This window comes from Caballeronia sp. PC1, assembly GCF_021353155.1.
Classification (GTDB): Bacteria; Pseudomonadota; Gammaproteobacteria; order Burkholderiales; family Burkholderiaceae; genus Caballeronia; species Caballeronia cordobensis.
In genome coordinates, this window is record NZ_JAJUBH010000005.1 from 138,384 (window position 1) to 160,299 (window position 21,916).

The window sequence follows — 21,916 nt, forward strand, 5'->3', positions numbered from 1 at the left end:
TTGGTGTTGTCATCGAAAATCGCCGAAATCATCCATCTTCGATGACTTGCGATTTCGGCGAATAATAGCCGGTAAACCCGTAAACTTGAAGGTTTACTTGAGGTATTTGTTGCGGAAGGTTGCTCGGTGCGCGGCGAGGACAACGATGGGCCGCTTTTCGCATGCGAAAAAGAGGCGGTTTTGACCGCGTTGATGCGGTTTTTGCTAGAGGCGTGTGGCGTCCGCGTCGACGCCAGCGTCGTAGAACTTCTCTATTGCCCGGTATTGTCGGGCTGCATCGCCCTTCGTGTATATCGTCGTCGTTGCAAGACTGGCATGACCGAGGCCCGCCTGCACGTCGCGCAGGTCGCTGCCGGCGTCCAGCGAATGATTGGCGTGCGTATGGCGAAGCCAATGCGTGCTCGCCTGTCGTAGATCCGCCGCTGCGCCGGGGTACGTTCGCTCCAGTTGCTGCGCGGCGCGTTCGAAAATCCGCTTGTATAGCCGGGCGAGGGCATCCGGGGTCAGTGGCCGCCCCGTCGTCAGGTGGCCGATCAGCGGCGTCTCGTTCGGGGCCGTTTCCAGCGTGCAGGGTGCGGCGCGCCCGCGCAGCACGCCAGCAAGCGTGTCGATCAGCCGCGCCGGCATGGGCACTACCCGATCCCGCTTTCCCTTGCCCCGGACCTTCAGCGTCCAGGCGTCCTCCAGCGCACCGTCCAACGCCTTGCGGGAGAGGGCGCCGGTGGTCGCAGAGACCAGCTCGGCGCGGCGCAGACCGGTCGCATAGGCGAAGAGCAGCGCGAACCGGTCGCGCAACTCCGCAGGTGTCGGGTTAGGCCGGCTCACGGTCTGCAGCACAAAGCGCCATTGCGCGTGCGTCAGTGCGCGGCCGGTCGCGTCCAGGTCCGCCTTGCGGCTGCCGACCCTGGGCAGGCCGTGGAAGGGATTGACCTGCAGGTATTGCTGCCTGACGAGCCAGCCGCACAGGGCGGATAGCAGCTTGCGCGCCGTCTCCCGACTGCCCTCCGGCAACGGTTTGGCGAACGGCCGCCATGCCGGATCGAACCGCTCGACCTTGCCCTTGCCGACCCAGCGGGCCGCCGGCTGCGGATCGGCCAGAAACTGGTTGATGTACTCGCCGCAGTCGAGGGTGTTCAGGGAGGAAAGGGGCTTGCGTTTGACGATCACAGCCCACAGCAACAGGCGCTCGGCTTCGCGCCGGTAGGCGCGCGCCGTATGCTCGCTGCGCGATCCGCAGATCGAGATCCACGCGTTGATCGCGTCAAGATCGGTGTTGAGCGAAGCCTGGTGCGCCGGTAACGGCGCGCGGTTCAAGCCGCGCGAGCCGTCCAGTTCGTTCGGTACGCGGAGCGATTCGAGCGGCACGACATCGACCGACGTCCCCAGTTGGGGTGGCCGCGCGAGCGCCGGGTGGCCGGCCGCAAGTTGCCGCCGCGGCGTGATCGCGAGCACCGACAACTCCTCGCCGAGCGAAGCGGCGTGCAACGACAGCCATGCAGTGACGCGCTGTGCGCCTTTGGGGCCCAGCCGGGGCACGGCCGCGTACCAGCGATGCCGGCGGCGCCGGATTAGCGCGAGCAGATCGTCCAGAGTGGACAGCCCTGCGGCACTGAGGCGCGCGGCCAGCGCTGGCTCGAACCAGCCATCCAGCGGGTGACTGGGGGCCGGTTCCTCGGCGAGAGCCTTCTCCATGCGGGCCAGCGCCGCTGCCTGGCGAGCGCGCAGGCGCGCATTGCGGGCAATTTTCCGATCGACGCGGGGCGACCTTTCCGGGGGAAAGTCGACCCGGTATAGCTCCAGCAGCTCGGCCTCGCCGTACACACTGTCCGGATCGACCTGTGCGCGATAGTCGTCGAGGGACGGCGTGTCGTCGCGCCCGTGCAGTTCCGCGGCCGGAATGCTGCCGGGTTTCAGACGTAGCAGGTGGGCGGCCTCGATGTCGCGCGCACGCCGCGCGGCGACGGCAAGGGCGTCGCGCAGCGTCGTGACGAGGCGCCGCGTGACGCGGACGTCGGTCCCCGGTTCGCCGTAGGCGGTGTGCAGCCCCTCGATCGCCGCGCCCTCGAGCCAGCCGCGGTACAGCGCGAAGTGTTGACGGGTTAGCCGGCGAGCGGCTGATTTCAGCGGCTTCATGCCGGCTCGGCCCTTTGGGCTGGCGTTGCCGATGTAGTGGCCGGAACCGTCATCGTATTCAGCAGATGTTCCATAAACGACGGCAGCATGCGGGACAGACCGATGCGGCCCTGCAGCTCGGCACGGTAGACCTCAACCTTCGCGTCGTCAAAATGGCCTCCCATATGGAACACGCCGATCCCCTCAAGCGAAACCCGATTCGTGATCGTGGCGGTGCCACAGTGGCTAAAGGTGTTGTAGTAGTCCTTGGCCTCCCGCAGCCGCTCGACAGCGACGGCAAGTACCCCAAGTTGCACGGCATTCCACGCCAACTGGTCGACCGCGAGATAGCCTCTGGTCAGCTTGTCGCCGGCGTTGAGTCGATCCCAGTACAGCATCTTGATCTCGGACTCTTTCTTCGTTTTGCGCCTCACGATGAGCGGTTTGTCCGCTGAGCAAAGGATCGACATGGCAATCCCTTCAATGACCTGACGCATGAGGTTACCGGCGGCCGGCAATTTGCCGGTGAGCAGCAGTTTCGTCGACACCATGATGTCGTCCAGGACCCCGAAAACGAATGCCCCGACAAGCGCAGTGCGAACCGTTTCCGTTTTGGTGGCCGCCTCATTCACGGCAGTCATCAGGCGGAAACAACCGGCGAGCGCTTCGCACAGTTCGAGGATCGGTCCGCTCAGATGTTCGGCAAACTTGTCCTTGACCCAGCGGTCATCGTCGAACAGCTCATTGAGCAGCGCCTCGGGATTGGTGGGGTCGATCTTCGGTGGCGTCATCACAGAACCGTTTCGGTGAGAAGGCATGACGGATCGGCGCCAGACCCTTGCCCGGCGGACGTTCCAGCGAAGTGTAGCGGAACACGTGAAATCTGACGAGGAAATCCAGCGTTCGTGATAACTCCGGTTATCAGATGTGCGGATTTCTCGACAGCGGCGTCACGGTGCCTCTTTTCGGGCAGAATGCAGCGCAGATTGGTGGACCGGCCCAGTGAGGGCAGGGGCGACCGCCGATGACAGGAACGAGGGCTGAGCAATGTTGCAGTTCGATCAGGCGTGGCGCTACGAGTCTCCGGGTGTGATGCCCGATGACGTCGTCGACGCGGTGTTCTCTCAGGTCATTTCCCGCCTGCCCGCGCAAGGCAGCCGGCAGGATGTCTACGAGCTGTTCAAGCCACGCTTTGCCGCGTGCTGCGGCGAGTCTGCCGGCCGAAGCTCGAGCGAAAGCTGGGCCGTAAGCGACCTCCTCGCCTATATGAGACAGGCAGCGGGTAACGCGGCACTCTTCGTCGAGGCCTTGTACGACGCCCTGCAGGACTTCGCAAAGAAACATCCGCAGGCAGGCCTGCCGCCGTGGCACTACGTGAATGACGCGCTCGCTCCGAGCGGGTTCGCGATCGATCCGCCGAGGCTGGTCGCGGGACGCGTTGCCGTGCCGGTTGCGGTGCCGGCGAAAGTCCCGTCACTGGACGAGCAGGCGAACGACCGCATCCAGCGCTCGCTTTCGGAGTCCGAGCGATTGCTGAATACCGGCAAGTACCGGCTCGCCGTACAGGAGATCCTGTGGTTGCTCGAAACCGTGTCGACTGCGTTCCAGGGTCTGGAGCACGAAGACGGCACGGTAACCGGCAAATACTTCAACCGGATCATTGGCGACCTCAAGCGGTTCAACCGAGGACGTGTACTCAGCGAAGCGATTTCATGGATCGAGAAGTTGCACGGGTACTTATCGTCGCCGTCCGGTGGCGGGGTGCGACACGGTGCGGTGCTGAGCGACGCTTACGAGCTGACGGAGGGCGAGGCGCGCCTTTTCTGTGATCTCACGCGCAGCTATCTGACGTACCTTTTGCACGAACATCAGCGTCTCGGGGTCCGATAGACGCATGTTTCACGCGACGTGCGCTCGACTGCGGATCACTTCTGCTGATAACGTTCATGCCGTCCGCGATCAAACGAGAAACAATCAGACACCATGCATCTGAACGCGTCATTTTTCGCCGTCCTGTTGCTTGTCGGCCTGATATTTATCGTCGGTAACAAAGCGAAGGTAAAGAGCCCACGGTATCGCGCGAGGTTGCTCCTCACCGAGAATGAAACCGAGTTCTTTCATCGGCTGCGCCGGGCGCTGCCGGACGCGCACGTGTTCCCGCAGGTGGCCATGTCCGCGCTGATAGAACCTTGTTCGCGTACGAAAGAGCGAATCGGCGACTTCAACCGAATTTCGCAGAAACGCGTCGACTTCGCAATTTGCGACCCCGAGCTGAAACCCATGGCGGTCGTCGAACTGGACGATCGGACACATAACCGCAACAGGGACGCCGCGAGGGACGCCGCGTTGGCGAGCGCCGCGATACGGACAATACGTTTCGAGTCCACCAGAAAACCAACGGAGGCAGAAATTCGACTCGCGGTTTTCGCGCATCAGGACACCCAGGTCGACCCGCGTAAGCCTCGGCCGCTCACGCTGGTCAGCTAGACGTCGCAGGGCGCGGCGCCCCCTGACGGAAACTGCCATTCATTGCGCATGCGAAAACCGCTCGCGATTCGTTTCGATCGCTGAATTAGGCTAAGAGCGTGGCCGCGTCAGTGACCGTGCCGTCAGGTGATCTTCGGCCGCCCAGCCGCGGCCAAACGACTCAAGGAACCTCAACAAACAGCCGTTAAGAGCGACGAGCCATCTTGAGGAAACCCCATGTACAGCAAAACCGTCGTAACGGCCGCCGCGCTTGTCGCTTGCCTAACCACGGGCGCGTTCGCCCAAGCACCGGCACTGCCGGCCGTTCCACTCCTGCAGGCCGTGTCGCCCGATGGATACACGAAGCTGTCGATCGATCAGCGACAGTTCTACGTGGCAGGGGCACTCGACACCGATCGGGTACTCTTCGAGCAGACCAAGCCGCTTTTCGCGGCCTGCCTGCAGGGCATAACCATCGCCCGAGCCACCGAAATTGTCGATCGAGGCCTCACCACGCTGGAACCGATGCTGCGGTCGAGCATGCCCATTGCGGTCCACAATGCGCTGCTGATGGACTGCGATCGACGTGGCTTCAAATCCTCCTGACTCACCTGCACACACCGATGAACATCTTCTACGCCCTCTCCGAGGGGCGCGGCAGGTTGACCGAAACGAACCTCAGTGCGTTCGCGGCGTTCCTGCTTGCACCTAACAAACCGCACGGCTTCTCGCATGCGTTCCTGCATGCTTTTCTCACCGAGGTCGCTCGATCCTGCGGCGATCCGGAGCGCTTCAGCGCCGCGCTGGGGCATCCGCTCCTGAGCGTTGAAGTAGGTCTCGAAAAGAAGTACGACGGTCCCGTGTCGCGTATCGTTGACATTGAGATCCAGTTAATGACCGGGGATGGAGACTCACAGCAAAAAGCCCATCACATCGTTATCGAAAACAAGGTGAAAGCCGGAGCCGCGCAGGCGCAGCAGCTTGCCGAGCAGTTCGCCTGCATCAGCGAAGCCAACCGCGACTTGCCGACGCCCATCACGGTGGTGTTTCTGACGCCGCCCGGCGAAGCCGCTGCGCTCTGCTCCGCGCGGAGTTCGACGCCCTGGAGCTCGACGGTCGCCATCCACACCGTAAGACGTGGCTGCGCTGGACCGGCGGGCCAGAAGGACAGCTGTCCGTCGTGGAGCTGATCCGCGACCTGCTGCGGCGAGAGGCGCTCGCCGAAATTGAGCCGATCTCGGATTACACCCGGCACACGCTCAAGGCGTTCGTGCAGTTCCTTCAGCGGGAAATCGTCGCTGAGTCGGTGGCGAAGCGCAGGTTCGCGAGCCAAGATTCGATGGACGTGATCGAGCAGCGGCTGGTCGAGCTGAACGGGAAGGAATACTTGATTGCTCGCTACCGCGGGGCGGGGACCTCTGGACCGGTGAAGGTGTTTGACGCGGAAGCCGATCAGGAGGTCGATGCACATCCGATGTTGCGACTGGCGAATGACCGGTACGACCTAGGAATCCAGTTGCTTGGTAGTGGTGGCCGGATGATCAACACACAGCTGCTCGGGAAATATGTACTGGCTGAACTGGCGAAGCGCCGTATCGGTGTCGCGTCGTCTGGCGACTGACATGCTCCGCAGAGACCATCTTCGCAGCGGCACTGACACGGTGTGACGCAGGTTGGTCATGTCGGGGGCTGGTTCCCCGCTGCGTTGGCTGGTACCCTCAGACCAAGGCGAAGAATGTTTTTCGCATGCGAAACGGACGGGAATATCCATGACCATCAGCGTGGGCTCGGCGTCCTGGACGGACCCGACGTTAATCGCCAGCAAGCGGTTTTATCCTCCCGGCTGTACGAGCGCGGAAGCGCGGCTGCGGTTCTACGCGACCCAGTTCCCGCTGGTCGAGGTGGACTCGAGCTACTACGCAATGCCAAGCGCCTCGAACGCTGTTCTGTGGGCCGAGCGCACACCGCCGCATTTCACGTTCAACATCAAGGCGTTCCGTCTCTTCACTGGGCATCAGACGGACCGGACCAAGCTGCCCAAGGATATCCAGGCCGCCCTGCCCGCAAGCGATAAGAAAAACCTGTACTACAAAGACACGCCGGGAGACATCCTGCGTGAACTGTGGCGCCGGTACATTGAAGCGATCGAACCGCTGCGCAAAGCGGGCAAGCTCGGAGCCGTGCATTTCCAGTTCGCACCGTGGGTCGTCAATAACGCCGATGGCCGGGCTCACGTCGAACACTGTGCGGATGTGATGGAGGGCTACACGCTCGCGGCTGAGTTCCGGCACCGATCGTGGTTCTCGGACAAGGCGCGCGAATCGACGCTACTGATGGAACGGGAGCGCGGCTTCGTCAACGTGGTGGTCGACGAGCCCAACACGACGGCCAACTCGATCCCTGCCGTGTGGGAAGTGACGAATCCGCGACTCGCGCTCATCAGGCTGCACGGCCGCAATCATGAGACGTGGAACATTCAGGGCGCCACTTCTGCGTCGTCGCGGTTCAATTACGACTACACCGAGCAGGAGCTTGCAGAACTGGCCGTGATGATCCAGCGGATCGCAAAGAACGTTGAGCGGACCCACGTCGTGTTCAACAACAATTTCGAAGACCAGGGACAGCGCAACGCGAGGACCCTGATGGGTATCCTTGGTTCTGCGGCAATCTCGCCGTGAGCGTCGCAAGAGCGATCAGGGCAGGCGGAAACCCACAGTGACGGGCGCCGTGCGGTCAGACAGTTTTTTCAGACGGCGGAATCGCGCGGCGGCGCATCTTTCAGCCACTCCAGAAGTGACGGGCGGAAAGTGAAGACTGGCGACTTCAGCCAGTCGTCGACCGCTTCAGCGATCTCGGGAAGCACTTCATCCGCGTCGAACGGTTCGTCGACGGTCCCGGGCTGGTCGGCGGAAAGGTGGGCGCCGGCAAGCTCGTCGCCATCCCAGTACAGCACGCAGTACTCGGCAATGTCCGCGGTGGTTCCCAGCGGATGGTCACGCAGGAGCATGCCGACGTTCGCTCGCGCCTTTGCCAGCTCGTCGTCGAGTGGCGCCCATCTATACCCTCGATGTCCCAAGCTTGCCGTCACATATGCAAGTCTGACGAATGCGAATGCCCGTTGACCCAGGTCACCTTCATTGCAGCCGCTATACGCACAGAAGTGTTCGAAGTCGTCGAGCGGGGTATGCCCCAGATCGTTCTTGGGCAGCGCGCCATCAACGATGAACAGCTGCAGCAGCTCATCCGGCACCATGTGGGCGGCATCTGGCGGCGGCCGATCATTGCATTCAACGGCGCGTCGGAAGCTGGCGCGGCCCAGAGCGGCGGTCACGTACGCGACCCTGACGAAAGCAAAGGCCGTCGGCCCGAGTTCATCCTCTTTGCAGCGCGTGCGGGTGCAGAAGTCTCGAAAGTCGTCCAGCGGCGTGTGCCCGAGGTCGTTTTTGGGTAGGTCGCGATTCCCGAGGACAAGTTCAAGCAGCTGGTATGGCTCTCCGTAGCACATGGCGGTTCTCCTCGACGGTACACCCTAGATCAGCAAGACCGATTCCCAAGTATAAATTCGGCGTCTGGGTCGCCAGCATATTGCTGCCAAATGGAAATTCCTTGACTCCCATTTGAGACAGTACTAATCTGGGAGCTATGATGTTCTCATTTGGGAGGCTCGCATGGTACTGAATCAACCCGCCGGCCGCGACCCGGCCGCCGGCAAACGGGCGAAGGCGTTCGCGGGCTCCAACGGCCTCGGCGCACAACCGCACGACTTCGAATCATTCCGGAAGATGGACCCGCTTGAGCAGCGCCGCCAGATTCGTGAGGGAATGGAGGCGATCATTATCGATCGGGTCGCGAAGGAGCTGTTGCATATTCCCGTACAAACCCTGTTGAGTGGTCTTGGACTGCCGAGTTCGACGATCCTCCGCAAGATCTCGAAGGAAGAACGCCTGTCCGGACCCGAGTCAGATCGGGTCGCGCGAGTGCTCTATGTATTCGAGCAGGCAGCGGAGGTGTTCGAAGACGACACACTGGCGGCAGAATGGATGCAACGGCCGCATATGGAATTGGGCGGCCTGCGGCCGCTCGAGGTTCTGGATTCGCAGCCGGGCTACGACCGCGTGCGCGACTTGTTGCTTCGCGTCATCCACGGCGTGTCTGCATGAGGCTGTACCGACTCGCGAAGGAACGGCGCGGACATTATCGGGCCGATGATCTGAGCGGCAACGGCGCGGCGTTGGCCGGCGGCCGCTGGAACCCGCGAGGCATGCGGGTGCTGTACACGTGTTGTCACGCGTCGACCGCGCTGCTTGAGGCGCTGGTACACATGTCGGGCCTGCTGCCTGCCGGCGGCTATTTTCTGGTGACGCTCGACGTGGCGGACGCGGTCTACGATGCGGCGTTCGTGCCTGCGTTGCCGACCGGGTGGGCGGACCTGACGCGCGATCCGGAAGCGACGCGCGCCCTCGGCCGCCAGTGGATAGAGACCGGCGAACGGCTGGCAATGCGGGTGCCGTCGGTCGTCTGTCCAACCGACTTCAACCTGCTGTTGAACCCGATGCATCCCGACATGGCGAGCGTCAAGGTCCTCAGCAGCGAACCCTTTACCCTGGACCCGCGGCTCTTCGGCCCAGCAACAAGGTAGCACCATGCGCAAAGAATATGATCTGCAGACTGACGTGCTGGCGACGATCGTCGCCGCGACGTCATTCACAAAAAACCACTCCGACCTGCTGACGGCTTTCGCCACGCGCACGGACTATCGAAGTGCGCGCTACGTCATGACCCGCGACGTATACAGCGAGCGGCCGGCGCGCATCCTCGACGCGGAGGATCGCGAGATCGCGGCCGACTATCATGCGTGGATTGACGCGCAGCTCGAAGCGCATGGCGGTTCGGTGCGCGCGGTGTGGGAAGCGTACAGGAATGCTGGCTATCGGCTGACCGAGATCCGGCCGCTGCTGCATTACTTCGTGCATGACCGTGGTGGGGAGCAGGACAACTTCGTTCAACTCGAAGTGTGGGAAGAGCAGGAGTTTGTCGAGCGCGAGCTGTTTCCGCGCGACGACAGTTGGGGCTTGCCCCGGATCGACGAGCTTCGGAGGGGCGCGACCGGGATGGCCTTCATCGAGCGCATCGAACCGCGCATGGTCGGCACGCCCCGATATCGGCTTGAGGGTGCGATCGACATGCTGCAATTCACTGCGCTCGCCACGGCCATGTACGACCGGCGCCGGCGCGCCGACGGCGACCGCCGTCTGGTAGAAACCAACAGTTCGACGGGCGAGCAGCGGATCGTGACGGTGCGCGAGCTCACGCCCGGTTACGATCAGGTGCGCTGGTCGGGTCGCCGCTTTTTCGACGACTGGAGCGCGTCGAGCGCCGGTCGTGCAGGCCACCGGGCCTGCCTGCGCTGGACCTTCAATACTTCTGATTACACCGATCCGAGTGGCAAGCGGGAGCTGAGCTTCGTTCCGCAGTGGGCTCATACGCGCAAGATAGCGGAACTGAAAAACACCGGTAAGCTCGATGTGTACAGCCTGTACGGCAAGCTCACACAATTTGATGAGCGCATCGGCATGCCGTTCGCATGGTACTTCTACGGCCTGCACGGCAACCTCGTAAAGAGCGGCCAGATGGAGCGGGTGCTCGAGGCGGCCGAAGACGGGCTGATCGTGCTGCCAGAGCACGACTACCAGGTGCTTCGCCGCTGGAGCCAGAATCCGTACGGGTTCTGATACACCTGTCTGTTGTTGGCTAGTGGGCGGCTGGTCCGTCCGGTGAGCTGTCACGGAGCGCACGGGATAAGGGACAGTCCGTTAGTCGGACGACACGCCGTTCGCCGGTTGTTAACCCTGCCCGGCACGGCTATACTGTAGACACGTCTGAAACAGCAGACGTCGGGTTTGGCGACCTGAACAAATCAAAGCGCAAACGCCGCGCAAAGCGGCTTTTTTGTGCCTGCGCCTCTGCACGCCGGTTCTATGGGCGGGCCCTGGTGGGGAGACCTTCGGGTCTGCCGGTTTCTTTGGTTCCGGTTCGCCAACCCTGCCTTGTGCCCGCTCACCCCATTTGGCGATGGGCAGCGGAGTTCGACCGCAAACCAAAGAGGCCGCATCATGAGCAACACCGCCGCGCCTGGCTTCAGGCAACCTTCCCATCGTTTTCCTTCCTTCTCAGTTCGCATACCTGCATTTCTTCTCGCCGTCCTAGCGACAGGCATTTCTGCCTGGATATCCATCATCGCGGGAATTGAACGAGGGGGAGCAGCGTCAGAACGTCTCGCGTGGGCGGCCGTAGGGCTTGTCCTGTTGCTCGGCGCACACCTGATTCCAGCGCTTACTCATGGGGCGACGTTGCATGTGCGTTGTACGGCCGTGCTGCTATGGCTAGTGTGCATGGTCAGCACCGGCTATGGGCATGCGACATTCTTTCTTGCCGCGCAGCGCCATGCTGGCGAGGCGCGTGCGGCTCAGGTGCAACGTGACTTGCCCGCAGTGCCCGCGCTTCCAGGTCGTGCGCCGGACGCGATCGCTCGCGAGCAGGCCCGCGTGACCCGTGCACTGCTCGTGGCGCGCTCGACACATTGCACAGTCCGCTGTGAATCGCTCGACATCAGGCGTGAATCGCTTGCGGCCCAACTGGCGGCGCTTGGAACCGAAGCGAACGAAGCACGCCGGCGTGAAGAAGCCGCCGACAGGGAAATTGCCGCGCGCGATGCACTGAACGCTAAAGCGGATGCAGCGAGAAATGATCCAGTAACGTCGCGGGTAGCAGACGTGCTTGGCGCACCGCGGGGAACGATCGATCTTGTGTTTGCTCTCTCGATGGGCTGGTTGCTGGAAGGCGTCGCCTGCCTGGGCTGGATGATCGCGCTTTCCGGCCCCTCGCGCATCAGCAGTAGTGCAGAAGACGTCTCAGTATCGTCGAGTAACGCCGCCTTGCTTGCCGGTAGCATGTCGCTGGGGGCCAGTCCCGTAAAGGGCGAGACGGCCGTAGCGGACGAGCATGGTTACCGGGTTGAAGTCACCGGTAGTCATGCGATTCAGACCGGGAGTAGCGGACGCACCGATCATCGGATGCACAGCGTCGTCAATTCAGAACTGGTGCAGCTAACGAGCGCGATCGCCGACGGGCGAGTGCGGCCAACCGTCAAGGAAATCCGAAGATTCATGCAATGCTCACAGGCGAAGGCCATGCGGTTGAGACACCAGTTTCTGGAGGTCGCCGGTGAATCACAGGACGGCCTGCGGCTGGCCGCTTCGGGAGCCGGTGTGGGTTCGGTTAAACCGCGACTTGTGCATTCCTTTGCCGAGCAACCGCAGGCTGCGTGAGCGAACGGCGCTGCGTTGCGTCAGCCTGCCCTTGTCGTTACGCTGATGGACAAACTATTACCGGGAAGAGGATGAATACAGTTTCCCTCGACGCGATCGGGGCAGGCCTACCGCTTGCCGCCGCCGTCGCATACCTTCCGCGCACGCTGGATGTAACGACAAAGTTCACGTGCGCGATGTTCGTACTATCGGTGGTAATCTCATCGGCGTTCTCGTACTGCGATGCGAATGCCGTCCACGTCGTGCCGGGTGCGATCCTCCTATGTGTGAGCATCTGGCTTCCGCGCGCGCGAGGTCACAATCGCGAGATTCCGGCTGCGATGATCTTCGCGTTGACGTTCATATCGATTTTCCCGGTCGATATATACGGTGCCTACACCTGCCATGCTTCGAGCGGGCAGGCCCGGATCGGGGGCGCCGGTTTTGGTGATTCTCTGCTCCACACGCCGCTGTCCCTCTCAGTAATCCACAGTTTGATCTACTACTTTTGTGAGCGGGACGAAAAGCGTGGCCAGGTCCCGTTTGGCAACTTTCTGCGGCGGCAGTGGGCGTTCACGCTGGGCGATGGAAAGCCGGGCGCGGCCGCTCCGGCGGAGTAGCGACAATCGGTTGCCGGACCGGCGGGTGGCCAACACAGGCCGATTGCGGCAGGTCACGGTAGCTGTACCCGCACGCTCTCGCTACTCGAAAGAGTCCAGCGCGAACAGGGAGCGTGCGGCCCTCGCGTAGCAGGCCCCTGCATTCCACGCAATGCTCTATACTGTATAAACATACAGTGTTTGGAGGGCTTATGGGCGCGTTGCCGGCACGTGTCGAGGAAATCCATCCGTCGCTGTGGACCTATACCCGTGGAGTACATAGTTTGAGAGCGAAAAGCGTGAAAGCGTTCTGCGGTGGGGTCGCCAAGGACTCTCCGTTTCGATGTATGCATACATCGAACTACATCGTTTCGGTTATCGGCTGTTCAGGCTCCGAGGATCTTTCGTATTGCACGCGCGAAGCCGACATCGAACACAGTCCGACCGTGTTCGTTCACAATCTCCCCATGGCTGCTTTCGTGTAAGCCGTGTCCATCAAGGTAGTCGGCAGAGACCGCCTTCTCCAGCGCTTCACGTTCTGAAGGAGTGAGCTGCGCGTCGTGGCCGTGCGTCGTTGTTGGCAAGACGATGGCGGCTCCTGGGCCGCGCGCACCGATTGGGCGCCGGTCCACGACGACTTGAGCGTTAGATTTCAGAAGGTTGACCTCGGCCCGGAGCTTGTCTCGCTCCCCGATGATCGCTTGCATGATGGAGCGGATCGCGGGGTCTTGAATACGCATGAGGTATTCGTGGCTTGCCAGCGGTTTCGATGGTTGAAGCGTCGGTGGCCCGGCATACGTTGCCCAGGACAAAATCAGCTTGCGGTAATCCGCCGATTGCATGTTGTAGAGGACGCGCCCCTTTAGGATGCCTTCCGCCTCCGCCAGGCGACCAATGGTTGAGAGAGAAAAATCGCACGAGCCTAACTCCTGATGCCTACGGCAAATCTCATGCAGCGCTGTCAGCCTAGCAAGCCGATGAGCGCGGCCGCCTTTGGCGAGCAGCGTGCCAAGAACAATGTCCGGGTGGCCGATTGTTGGGCTGTTCATCCTTGCGACTCGTCGATGGATTGAGGCTTGCGCGTGAGCATGCCGGTGGCATTGCATTCCGGCAGAAACGTGGCGAAATCGACGCCAAATCGCTCGCTCAAGCTCTGGCCAGCATCCATCAAATTGATGACTTGCCGCGTTCCCAGCACCGGATTGGCGGGGTTCATCTGCCGTGCGAGACGGCGCATGAATGCGTTGCCAACGCGAAGTTGCTCTGCCTCACTCAGCATCATGAAGACGGGCGACAGGTTATCGCGATATAGCACAGCATCGAGCAACTGACTTCGACGAAATATCGGGGTGCCCTTGATTTCCGTGCAATTTCCGGGTTAGAACGCTCTAGGCGCGGCGGGACTTTGCGGTCCGGCCCCATAAACATTTGTCATTGAATCAAATAGTTGCTGTCTGCCGTCCTGGAAGTGATCCATTCCAAACACGAGGGCGTGTTCAAGGTCTCCAACCCGCGTAATGACGTGAAAATTCATGGCTAGCGTGATGATGGGCGACACCGCCTTATTCCAGGACGAAGTCAATCCGGTGATGAGCACTGCACTCGATGCCGGCCTCCAAGTGACCGCATTTCACAATCACTTCTTTTTGATCAGCCAAAGGTGTTATTCATGCATATCGGCGGTCACGGCGACGCCACCAAGCTCGCACAGGGCGTCAAAAAGGTCTACGACCGAATCGCGGAGGTCCGATCCGCGCACGCCGGTCCCGAAAGCGTCTTTCCCGGTCAGATCGCCAATCCGGGCAGCATCAGCTCCGAGCTGCTCGAAGTCAACCGGCCCGTCTGTCAGGCCGTGGAAGGCATCAAATTTACTCAATAAAAGCAAACAGTTCATCGGTTGTTGACGCCGGCCTCAGCGAATAGTCCCGATTCCCTGATCGCCCGAATCATCGCGTGGACTCGGGTGGGACAAGTACAACGTCACGGACCACCCGATCGACAGTGGTCGAGCGCATGACAGTCTGCCGCCGAAGACCGAGCAACGCGATGATGATCGATGGATCTAATACATTTTTTGTTTCCTCGATCGTGACTACGTGCGCCGGGCGATAAAGAGTCTCCCGATACAGAGCACCGTACCACAGCGGCGCGCGGTCACTTGCGTCGCGAATGATGAAGTGTGAACGCCAAAGGCGTAGCACCAGACGGCTGCGCGATGAGTCGGGATCGGTCCGCACGAGCAAGCTGCGAGGGTTCGCCCGCCGAGTATTTGGGCAGCACCGGCAACTGGTCGACTTGTGGCTGTGACAGCAACCAGCCGAGTGCCGAGCGCGCCGTCCAGGCGACAGCGGGCTGCCAGCCGGCCTGCTTTAGTGCGCCGATGATTGCATCATTGCTTGCCGCCCACTGTAGCGGTAACGGTTCTTCCTCATCACCGCCGACTTCCATGCGCCGTGCCGGCAGTAGTTGCCAGCCATTGTCGAGCCATTGCCCGACGGACAAACTCAGGGCAAGCCGCGCGATCGGTGAACCACCCGCCTTAACGGGTTGCGTGTGGCCGGAAAGATACCCCGCTCCGGCAACCGCGAGCGTTCCGGTGATCAGCAGCGCCATCGCCTTGGGAGACAGATCGTCGTCCACATGCCGGGAGGTATAGGTGCCGGCAAACAGTGAAAGCCACGCGAGCCCGAGCGCCCAGCCGCCGAGAAGTCCGGAAAGCCAGGCCCGGCCGAGATAGAGATCGGCTATGGAGCCCATGACGATCCATAGTGCAACCGCCGTGGCGACGCCTGCACGCCAGCGCAAGGTTTGCTGGCGACATAACAGCCAGCCGGCGAAGGCAAAGATCAGCAGACTGAACGCTGCGCGGCCGTCGGGCAGCGGGGTGTGAGGGTACCGGGAATCCAGTCGACAGGCCGCGTGGACTTGAAATTGAACCCGAGAAACGGCGACAGCGACCCCCGCACCAACCACGGCGATCCACCAAACCGCGGACTTCCAGCTTCGCTTCCATATCAGCCAAACAAGCACGACAGCTGAAACTGCGTAGACCACCGAGCGGTCATTCAACGCGGACAGACCGGTCATCAGCGAGTCGATCGGCGCGATGTGGAGTGACTGCAGGAAAGCGTAGAGCGCTGTGTCGGCCCGCATCAGTGGATCATTGGCGACTACGTCCTGAAGCACACCGCCAAAGAGCCACACGCTTCCGATAAAAAGCAGCACCAGCGCCGCCAACGTGGGGAACTCGGGCGAATCGAGATCGACGATCTTCCGCAACTGTGTTCCCAACCACGGAAGGCGGCGGGCCCAGTGCCGCGTCACTCGCGCCGCGACGCGTTTTGTCATCGGAAGGCCTCGCTCGACCATCAGCCTGACGAGACGCACGATGAGCCAGAGAAGCAGAGCCAAAATAACGAAGATCGCGGCTAGGCGCGCGCTCACGGCTTCGGCCAGGGACGCGGATGCGCCGAACAGGATGCCCGGGGCGATATGCGTGGGCGCCCAGGCGAGCGCCGAGACCACATTGATCGGATAGAACTTCGCGCGAGCCATCCGGGCCGTGCCTACCACCAACGGCACGATCGCCCGCACCGGAGCGAAGAATCGGGCGAACACGATGCTCTTGCCACCGTGCCGCGCGACGAACTGTTCGCCGCGTAACCAGGCGGCCTCATGGCCGTGCGATCGCGACCAGGCGCCGACCTGGGTGTGATAACGCCGCCCCAGTTCGTAGCTCAGGCCGTCGCCGGCGATGGCGCCCAGCGTAGCCACGCCGATCATGATCCAGCCGTCCACCGCGCCGGCGCCGATCAGCGCGCCCGCGGCGAACATCACGACCCCGGCCGGCACGAACGTCCCTATCGCTGCAATCGACTCCGTGCATGCCGCAGCGAACACCACGGCGAGCACCAGATGCGGACGTTCACCGAACGACATGAGCAATGCGTGGATGGACATGGCCGCTCTCCGATCAGGCAGCTGCAGGGCCGGGTTCGGTCAAGGCATCCCGCGCGAAGCGGCCGTAACGCAATGCCAGCGTCGGCAGCACGATCAGGTTCAGCGCCGTGGAGGTGATGAGCCCGCCCAGGATCACGATCGCCATCGGCCCCTCGATCTCATTGCCGGCCGCGCCGCTCGTAACTGCAAGCGGCAGTAGTGCCAGCGCGGTCACGAGTGCGGTCATCAGGATCGGCACGAGCCGCTCCGAGGCGCCTCGGACGGCCGTATCGGCGCTCCACGGGAGTTCATCGACATGCACGAGGTGCTCGTAGTGGCTGATCAGCATGATCGAGTTGCGCAACGAAATGCCAAACAGCGTGACGAAGCCCACCATGCTCCCGAGCGACAGGTTCGCTCCCGCGAGCATCACGCCCAGCACGCCACCCACGAGTGCAAAGGGCAGGTTGACCATGACCAGCAGCACCCCCCGACTGCTCCTGAGTGCAAGGAAGAGCAGCAGTGCGATGCCGATGAGCGACATCGCGCCGTACACCAGCAGATCATGCTGCGATTGCGCGCGCGCCTCGCTTTCGCCGGCGAATACTGCGTAAGTCCCCGGGGGCATGTTGATCTCATGGTTCACACGTGCCTTGGCTTCCCTAACGAAGTCGCTGACCGGGCGGCTCCCGAGACTGACCGACACTGTCTGCATGCGCCGTCCGCCATCGTGGGTGATCTGATAGCGGCCGGAGATCTGGCGAATGGACGCAAGATCGTGCAGCGGCACGGCAAGCCCGTCCGGGTTGCGCAGCATCAACGCGCCGACGCCATTGAGCGTAGCGCGTTCGCGAGGCGAGAGCACCGCCACGACGTCGTACGTGCGGCTACCCTGATAGATCTGTGAAACGGTGGCGCCCTGATAGGCGGACTGGATCGCATCGAGCACTTCCACTGGCCTGAAACCCCAACGGTTCAACTGGTCGAGCTTGAGCCTGACATCGAGTTCGGGAATGCCGGGGGGCGATTCCACCCGCACGCTTGCGGCGCCACGGATTGATCCAAGCACGTGGGCGATCTCCTGCACCTTGCGATCAATCACATCGAGGTTGTCGCCGAATACGTTGACGACGACCGGCGCGGTCACGCCTGAGATTGTCTCGTCGATGCGCTCGACCAGAAAGGTGTTCACGGAGGTGGTGAGCCCGGGGAAGTCCGCAAGCGCCTGCTTGATGCGATACAGCGCCCAGCTCTGATCGGACGCGCTCATCGGCTTGAGATCGACCTCGAACTCAGAGAGCTGAACTCCGACCGGGTCAACGACCTCGTTGGCGCGGCCCGCCCGCTGCGCGACAAGCCGCACGCCGGGCACCTGCATGAGGGCGTGGGAAACCTGCGTGCCAATGCGCATCGATTCGGCGAGTGACGTGCCGGGAGCCAAGCCCATGTGCACGATGTAATGTCCCTCGCGCAACTCAGGAATGAAGTTGCCGCTCATGAACGGCACCGATACGAGTGCTGCCACGCACATCAATGTGACGACGATGACTACTGTCTTCACCCGTTGCTCGACACTCAGCAACAGTGCGACGTAGCGAGCCTTCAGGCGCGCGATCATCCGTGGTTCGTGCTCCGGCAGCGGACCGCGCGCGAGCAGGGCGAGTGCCATTGCAGGGGTGAGCGTCAGCGCCACGCAGAGCGAAGCGAGCACGGCGAGGATATAGGCGACGCCAAGCGGTGCAAACAGCTTGCCGGCGACACCTGAAAGCGTCAGCACGGGCAAAAGATCAGCATCACGATGAAGGTGGCGAACACCACGGCGCTGCGGACCTCGAGCGACGCGCGCAGCACCACGCGAAACGCGGGCAGCGGCTTGGGCAGGCTGCGGTTTTCACGCAACCGGCGGTAGATGTTCTCGACATCGATGATCGCGTCGTCGACCACCTCGCCGAGTGCGATTGCAAGGCCGCCGAGCGTCATCGTGTTCAGACTCACGCCCAACGACGTCAGCACGATGATCGCAACGAGCAGCGAAAGCGGTATCGCCACGGCGGAGATGACGGCTGTACGTGCGTTCAGCAGAAACAGGAAGAGCACCGCAACGACCAGCACGGCGCCGACGATCAGCGCCATTCGCAGGTGACTGACGGACGCATCGATAAAGTTGGCCGGCCGGAACACACCTGCATTGACCTCGACACCCTGTTTTTCGAGCACGGGCCGCAGGCTCGACAATGTTTTCTCGATGCCCTTTGTGACGGCGAGCGTGTTGGTGCCGTACTGACTCTCCAGGACCAGCATCACGCCAGGCTGACCCATGATCGAGGCCGCGCCTACAGTGGGGGCGGGCGCCCAAGTCACCGTCGCGACATCACCGAGTCGAACGGCGGCGCCGTTGCTCCAGCGCAGCGCGATAGCGGCGAACCTTTCGGGTGTCGTGACCTGGCCGTCCGCGTTGATGGCGATGCGCTGATTGTCGTTCTCGATGAACCCCGCGCCGCGCACGCCGGTAGATACGCGCGCCGCTGCCACCACGTCCTGCATCGTGAGGCCATAGCGCAAGAGCTTCGTGGGATCGACCTGGATCTGGAGTTGACGGGTTTGTCCGCCGAAGACGATGGCGTCCGCCACGCCGGGCACGCTGAGCAACTGCGGTCTGATGGTCCACTGCGCGATGTCATACAGTTCCAGCAGAGAACGCTTTTTCGAGGTCAGGCCAATCGCGCGCACGACACTGGTCGTGGTGGTGAGCGGCAGCAGCTTCGGCGGCATGACGCCGGCCGGCAGGCTTGCCGCAAGTGCGCTCACCCGCTCGGAGACCAACTGGCGGATCTGCATCACGTTCGCATGTTCATCGAAGACCAGCGTGATGGCAGACAGGCCCTGCATCGACTTGGAGCGCATCGACTGCAGCCCGACCATGCCGCGTAGGGCGTTCTCGACAGGTTGTGTCACGAGCGTCTCGACTTGCTCACTGGTGAGGCCCGGCGCTTCGGTCTGGATGATACTCATCGGCGGAGCGAACTCGGGAAACACATCGAGCTTCGCGCGGGTGAGCGAGTAGAGACCGTAGCCGGCCGTGATAAGGGCCAGCGCATAGATCACGCCGCGAAAGCGCAGCGAGAACCGGATGATTGCGTTGAGCATGAGCGGTTTGTTGGATTCGTGTCTACCGGGCGAAACAACGGGTCAGTCATCGCATTCGGGCGGATCCTTGCAGGCCGTCGCGATCCCTTGAGGCTTCAGTTCCTCGGATAGCAGCAACTGGGCGCCTTGCGTGACGACGCGGTCCCCAGTATGAAAGCCGGAGTTCACGAGAAAGCCCTGATCGCCCTCGTCGCCGGCGGAACATAGCGGCGCGTGAAGTGATCGGGTGCTGTCTGCACGTAGGCCACGGCTGTCCGCCGTACCAGACGACGGCCGACTCGGGAACGACGAGCCTCTGTGAGGCCGGCGCCGGCATTGGCACATGCGCTCTGGTGCGGGTGCCAACAGGCAACGCTCGATCCGCTGCGTAAAACCAGGGACTGCCTTGTATCGATGGATCGGCCAGCGGCGACGCCGACAGCTTCGTCGCGGTGACATGCTCGCCGTCGGGAGCGTCCACCGTGATGCGCGCTGGCGCGTTACTCTGGAGCCCCGCGGTGGCGTCACGCGCAACACCGCCGTGCGGCCCGCAAGCAGCCGTTGAAACACGTCGGATTTCGGGTCCATCGACGCCCGCGCGAGCGCATCGCCGAACTGCTGGCGCAGCGTCGCCTCCAGCCCGCTGACCGTTGTGGTGGCCGATTGCAGCTTCGCCTGATCCGCCTGCATCACTGCTCGCGCGTCCTGCAGGCTCTTCTGGGAGACGTTGCGATCATCCTCGTACAGCACATTGCTGCGCTCATACTGCGTATGCGAATTACCGGCCTGAGCGGTGAGCGTATCGAGATCGGCGCGTGCGGCGGCCAGCCGGTTATGCAGGTCGAAGAGCGGCTGAAGATCGACGACCGTCGCCCATGCGTTAGTGTCAGGCCGTTTGGTGACGAGGGCGAGCGAGGCAGCTTCGATGTGGCTTGCTTGCTGGATCGCCTGGCTGACGGTCACCACCGTCTCACCATTGATCGTCTGAACGGCCGGCCGGGACGCCGGCTGCGCGGCCACGGATGATGCAGATGGTTTCGGATAAAGGTTTTGATAGATGTACCAGCACGCGCTGGCAGCCAGCGCGATCGTGATGGCAGAAAAGAAGAGCAGCCGGTATCTCATCGCCGTGGTTCCTGTTGAGTCAGAGATTCGTTGGCCGCCTCGGGCTCAAGGGGGCGCTGCATGGCATCCTCGAGCACACCGGCCGCCTTTTGGGCAGCGACGACGGCATCCAGGTGCGTCATTTCGTTTGCCTCGAAGTCGGCCTTGGCCTGCGTGAGCGTCAGACGATCGATGTTGCCGGCGGCGAAACCTGCCCGCTGACTGTCCAGCTGACGCCGTGCGGTGGTGAGATGGCGTGCAGAGAGCTGCACGGCGTCAAGGCTCGCCCGATAATTCGCGAGGGCACGATCCAGATCACCGAGTATCGAATCCTGCAAGGCCGCCGTGCGTGCCGCGGCTTCCTCGCGCTTCGCCTCGGCCTGCGCAATGTTCCCCTGGTTCTGGTCGAAGATCGGCAGCATGATACCCGCAAGTCCGAAGCCTATCTTGTGTGTACCGGTGTCGTATGTGTAGCCGGGTCCGAAATGGATGTCGGGATACTGTTTGGCCACTTCGAGCTGAAGCGCCGACTCGGCCGCCGCGTACTCGGCGAGCGAGGCAAGCAGATCGGCGCGATGGAAAATGGCATCGCGTTGCGCGTCAGCGGCAGGCGGCGCTGGCAGTGACGTACCGAATTCGTCGAGGGTGAACTGGAGGCCATCGAGCGCGGCCGCCGGCACACCGATCGCCGCCGCCAGTTGCGCAAGCGCATCCTGCTGCGCGCTTCGGGCCGCAGCCAGATCAGCCTGCGCCTGTGTCGCCGCGAGAACGGCCGCGTCGACATCCGGTCCCGAGTTTTCGCCGACCGATCGGCGCTTGCTGACCATCCGAACGACCTGCTGCAGTGCTTCCGCCTTGCGCGACAGATCGGCCCCGCGTTCGCGCGCGGCGTACAGAGCGACCAGCGCGTCCCGAACGTGTCCGCGGACCTTCCACGCTTCGTTGCCGATCGCAAGGCGCGCGGCTTCCGACAGGTGAGTCGCCTGATCGAGGCGGTAACCGCGCTTGCCCGCGGTCTCGATCGGAATGTCAGGGCAGGGCCCCAGATGAAGGCGCGCCCGGTCCAGGATTGGGCGTAGCGAACTGGAACGGCAACTGCAGGACGGGGTTCGGCATTGCGTCGGCAGCCTGAATGCCGGCTTTCGCGGTGCCCCAGTGGGCGCGCGCAACATCGAGCGCGGGACTGTAGTACCACGCCGCGAGCGTCAGCATCCGTTCGTCCCACCGGGCCGTCGGCCACGGCTGGACGTCGTGACCGAAGTG

Annotated in this window: 18 protein-coding genes and 3 pseudogenes; 12 read left to right on the forward strand and 9 right to left on the reverse strand. The window is 62.5% G+C overall.

Going from position 1 to position 21,916, the window contains the following annotated elements; all coding sequences use genetic code 11:
- Window positions 1-204 precede the first annotated feature (204 nt).
- Together LY284_RS36780 and LY284_RS36785 are read right to left on the reverse strand one after the other, a co-directional pair.
- Window positions 205-2,133, reverse strand: a complete 1,929-nt coding sequence (locus LY284_RS36780; RefSeq protein ID WP_033536815.1) for a site-specific integrase — start codon at window positions 2,131-2,133, stop codon at window positions 205-207.
- Entirely contained in the window at window positions 2,130-2,903 is a 774-nt protein-coding gene (locus tag LY284_RS36785) for a hypothetical protein (RefSeq protein ID WP_051996589.1), read from the reverse strand. The genes LY284_RS36780 and LY284_RS36785 overlap by 4 nt, the downstream gene beginning before the upstream one ends.
- Window positions 2,904-3,159: 256 nt before the next feature.
- Between LY284_RS36785 and LY284_RS36790 the strand changes: the two genes are divergently transcribed.
- The 6 genes from LY284_RS36790 to LY284_RS36815 all read left to right on the forward strand — a co-directional run bounded on the left by LY284_RS36790 (window position 3,160) and on the right by LY284_RS36815 (window position 7,256).
- Entirely contained in the window at window positions 3,160-4,002 is an 843-nt protein-coding gene (locus LY284_RS36790) for a hypothetical protein (protein WP_033536814.1), read from the forward strand.
- Window positions 4,003-4,095: 93 nt separating this feature from the next.
- Window positions 4,096-4,599 carry a DUF2726 domain-containing protein gene (locus LY284_RS36795; protein WP_233392146.1) on the forward strand — a complete coding sequence of 168 codons (504 nt, stop codon included), beginning with the start codon at window positions 4,096-4,098 and terminating at the stop codon, window positions 4,597-4,599.
- 216 nt (window positions 4,600-4,815) lie between these two features.
- On the forward strand, window positions 4,816-5,184 hold the full coding sequence (locus LY284_RS36800; RefSeq protein ID WP_033536813.1) for a hypothetical protein: 369 nt from the start codon (window positions 4,816-4,818) through the stop codon (window positions 5,182-5,184).
- A gap of 17 nt (window positions 5,185-5,201) precedes the next feature.
- The gene (locus LY284_RS36805; RefSeq protein ID WP_033536812.1) at window positions 5,202-5,768 is read left to right on the forward strand and encodes a PD-(D/E)XK nuclease family protein; all 567 of its coding nucleotides are present in this window, start codon (window positions 5,202-5,204) and stop codon (window positions 5,766-5,768) included.
- The gene (locus tag LY284_RS36810) at window positions 5,759-6,199 is read left to right on the forward strand and encodes a hypothetical protein (protein WP_033536811.1); all 441 of its coding nucleotides are present in this window, start codon (window positions 5,759-5,761) and stop codon (window positions 6,197-6,199) included. The genes LY284_RS36805 and LY284_RS36810 overlap by 10 nt, the downstream gene beginning before the upstream one ends.
- A 148-nt stretch (window positions 6,200-6,347) precedes the next feature.
- Window positions 6,348-7,256, forward strand: coding sequence for a DUF72 domain-containing protein (locus LY284_RS36815; RefSeq protein ID WP_033536810.1), 909 nt, complete (start codon window positions 6,348-6,350; stop codon window positions 7,254-7,256).
- Between the two features lie 68 nt (window positions 7,257-7,324).
- Here the strand turns inward: LY284_RS36815 and LY284_RS36820 are convergent, their stop codons facing one another.
- Window positions 7,325-8,083, reverse strand: coding sequence for a hypothetical protein (locus LY284_RS36820; RefSeq protein WP_033536809.1), 759 nt, complete (start codon window positions 8,081-8,083; stop codon window positions 7,325-7,327).
- Window positions 8,084-8,246: 163 nt separating this feature from the next.
- Here LY284_RS36820 and LY284_RS36825 point away from each other — a divergent pair, with 163 nt between their 5' ends.
- The 5 genes from LY284_RS36825 (at window position 8,247) to LY284_RS36845 (ending at window position 12,505) form a co-directional block, all read left to right on the forward strand.
- The gene (locus LY284_RS36825) at window positions 8,247-8,738 is read left to right on the forward strand and encodes an antitoxin Xre/MbcA/ParS toxin-binding domain-containing protein (protein ID WP_051996593.1); all 492 of its coding nucleotides are present in this window, start codon (window positions 8,247-8,249) and stop codon (window positions 8,736-8,738) included.
- Complete coding sequence (locus LY284_RS36830) at window positions 8,735-9,217, forward strand: RES family NAD+ phosphorylase (protein WP_033536808.1); 483 nt, start codon at window positions 8,735-8,737, stop codon at window positions 9,215-9,217. Before LY284_RS36825 ends, LY284_RS36830 begins: the two co-directional genes overlap by 4 nt.
- A 4-nt stretch (window positions 9,218-9,221) precedes the next feature.
- Window positions 9,222-10,310 (forward strand): hypothetical protein, encoded by a 1,089-nt coding sequence (locus tag LY284_RS36835; RefSeq protein ID WP_033536807.1) that lies wholly within the window; start codon window positions 9,222-9,224, stop codon window positions 10,308-10,310.
- Between the two features lie 381 nt (window positions 10,311-10,691).
- Window positions 10,692-11,906, forward strand: coding sequence for a hypothetical protein (locus LY284_RS36840; RefSeq protein ID WP_051996766.1), 1,215 nt, complete (start codon window positions 10,692-10,694; stop codon window positions 11,904-11,906).
- Between the two features lie 71 nt (window positions 11,907-11,977).
- Complete coding sequence (locus LY284_RS36845; protein WP_033536806.1) at window positions 11,978-12,505, forward strand: hypothetical protein; 528 nt, start codon at window positions 11,978-11,980, stop codon at window positions 12,503-12,505.
- A gap of 365 nt (window positions 12,506-12,870) precedes the next feature.
- On the opposite strand, the gene gmtX is transcribed toward LY284_RS36845, so the two are convergent.
- Together gmtX and LY284_RS36855 are read right to left on the reverse strand one after the other, a co-directional pair.
- The gene (gmtX, locus tag LY284_RS36850; RefSeq protein ID WP_033536805.1) at window positions 12,871-13,533 is read right to left on the reverse strand and encodes a gamma-mobile-trio protein GmtX; all 663 of its coding nucleotides are present in this window, start codon (window positions 13,531-13,533) and stop codon (window positions 12,871-12,873) included.
- Window positions 13,530-13,811, reverse strand: coding sequence for a hypothetical protein (locus tag LY284_RS36855; protein ID WP_233392149.1), 282 nt, complete (start codon window positions 13,809-13,811; stop codon window positions 13,530-13,532). Before LY284_RS36855 ends, gmtX begins: the two co-directional genes overlap by 4 nt.
- Before the next feature lie 135 nt (window positions 13,812-13,946).
- Here LY284_RS36855 and LY284_RS36860 point away from each other — a divergent pair.
- Window positions 13,947-14,312: pseudogene (locus LY284_RS36860) on the forward strand (DUF1259 domain-containing protein); the annotation flags it as partial.
- A gap of 326 nt (window positions 14,313-14,638) precedes the next feature.
- Here the strand turns inward: LY284_RS36860 and LY284_RS36865 are convergent.
- The 4 genes and pseudogenes from LY284_RS36865 to LY284_RS36880 form a co-directional block, all read right to left on the reverse strand.
- Entirely contained in the window at window positions 14,639-16,444 is a 1,806-nt protein-coding gene (locus tag LY284_RS36865) for a VTT domain-containing protein (protein WP_233392151.1), read from the reverse strand.
- Window positions 16,445-16,457: 13 nt separating this feature from the next.
- Window positions 16,458-19,570, reverse strand: a pseudogene (locus LY284_RS36870) (efflux RND transporter permease subunit).
- A 42-nt stretch (window positions 19,571-19,612) separates the two neighbouring features.
- Window positions 19,613-20,674: pseudogene (locus LY284_RS36875) on the reverse strand (metal transporter).
- Window positions 20,671-21,825: a TolC family protein gene (locus LY284_RS36880; RefSeq protein ID WP_233392153.1), complete on the reverse strand. Its 1,155-nt coding sequence runs from the start codon at window positions 21,823-21,825 to the stop codon at window positions 20,671-20,673. The pseudogene LY284_RS36875 and the gene LY284_RS36880 overlap by 4 nt, the downstream one beginning before the upstream one ends.
- Window positions 21,826-21,916: the final 91 nt, after the last annotated feature.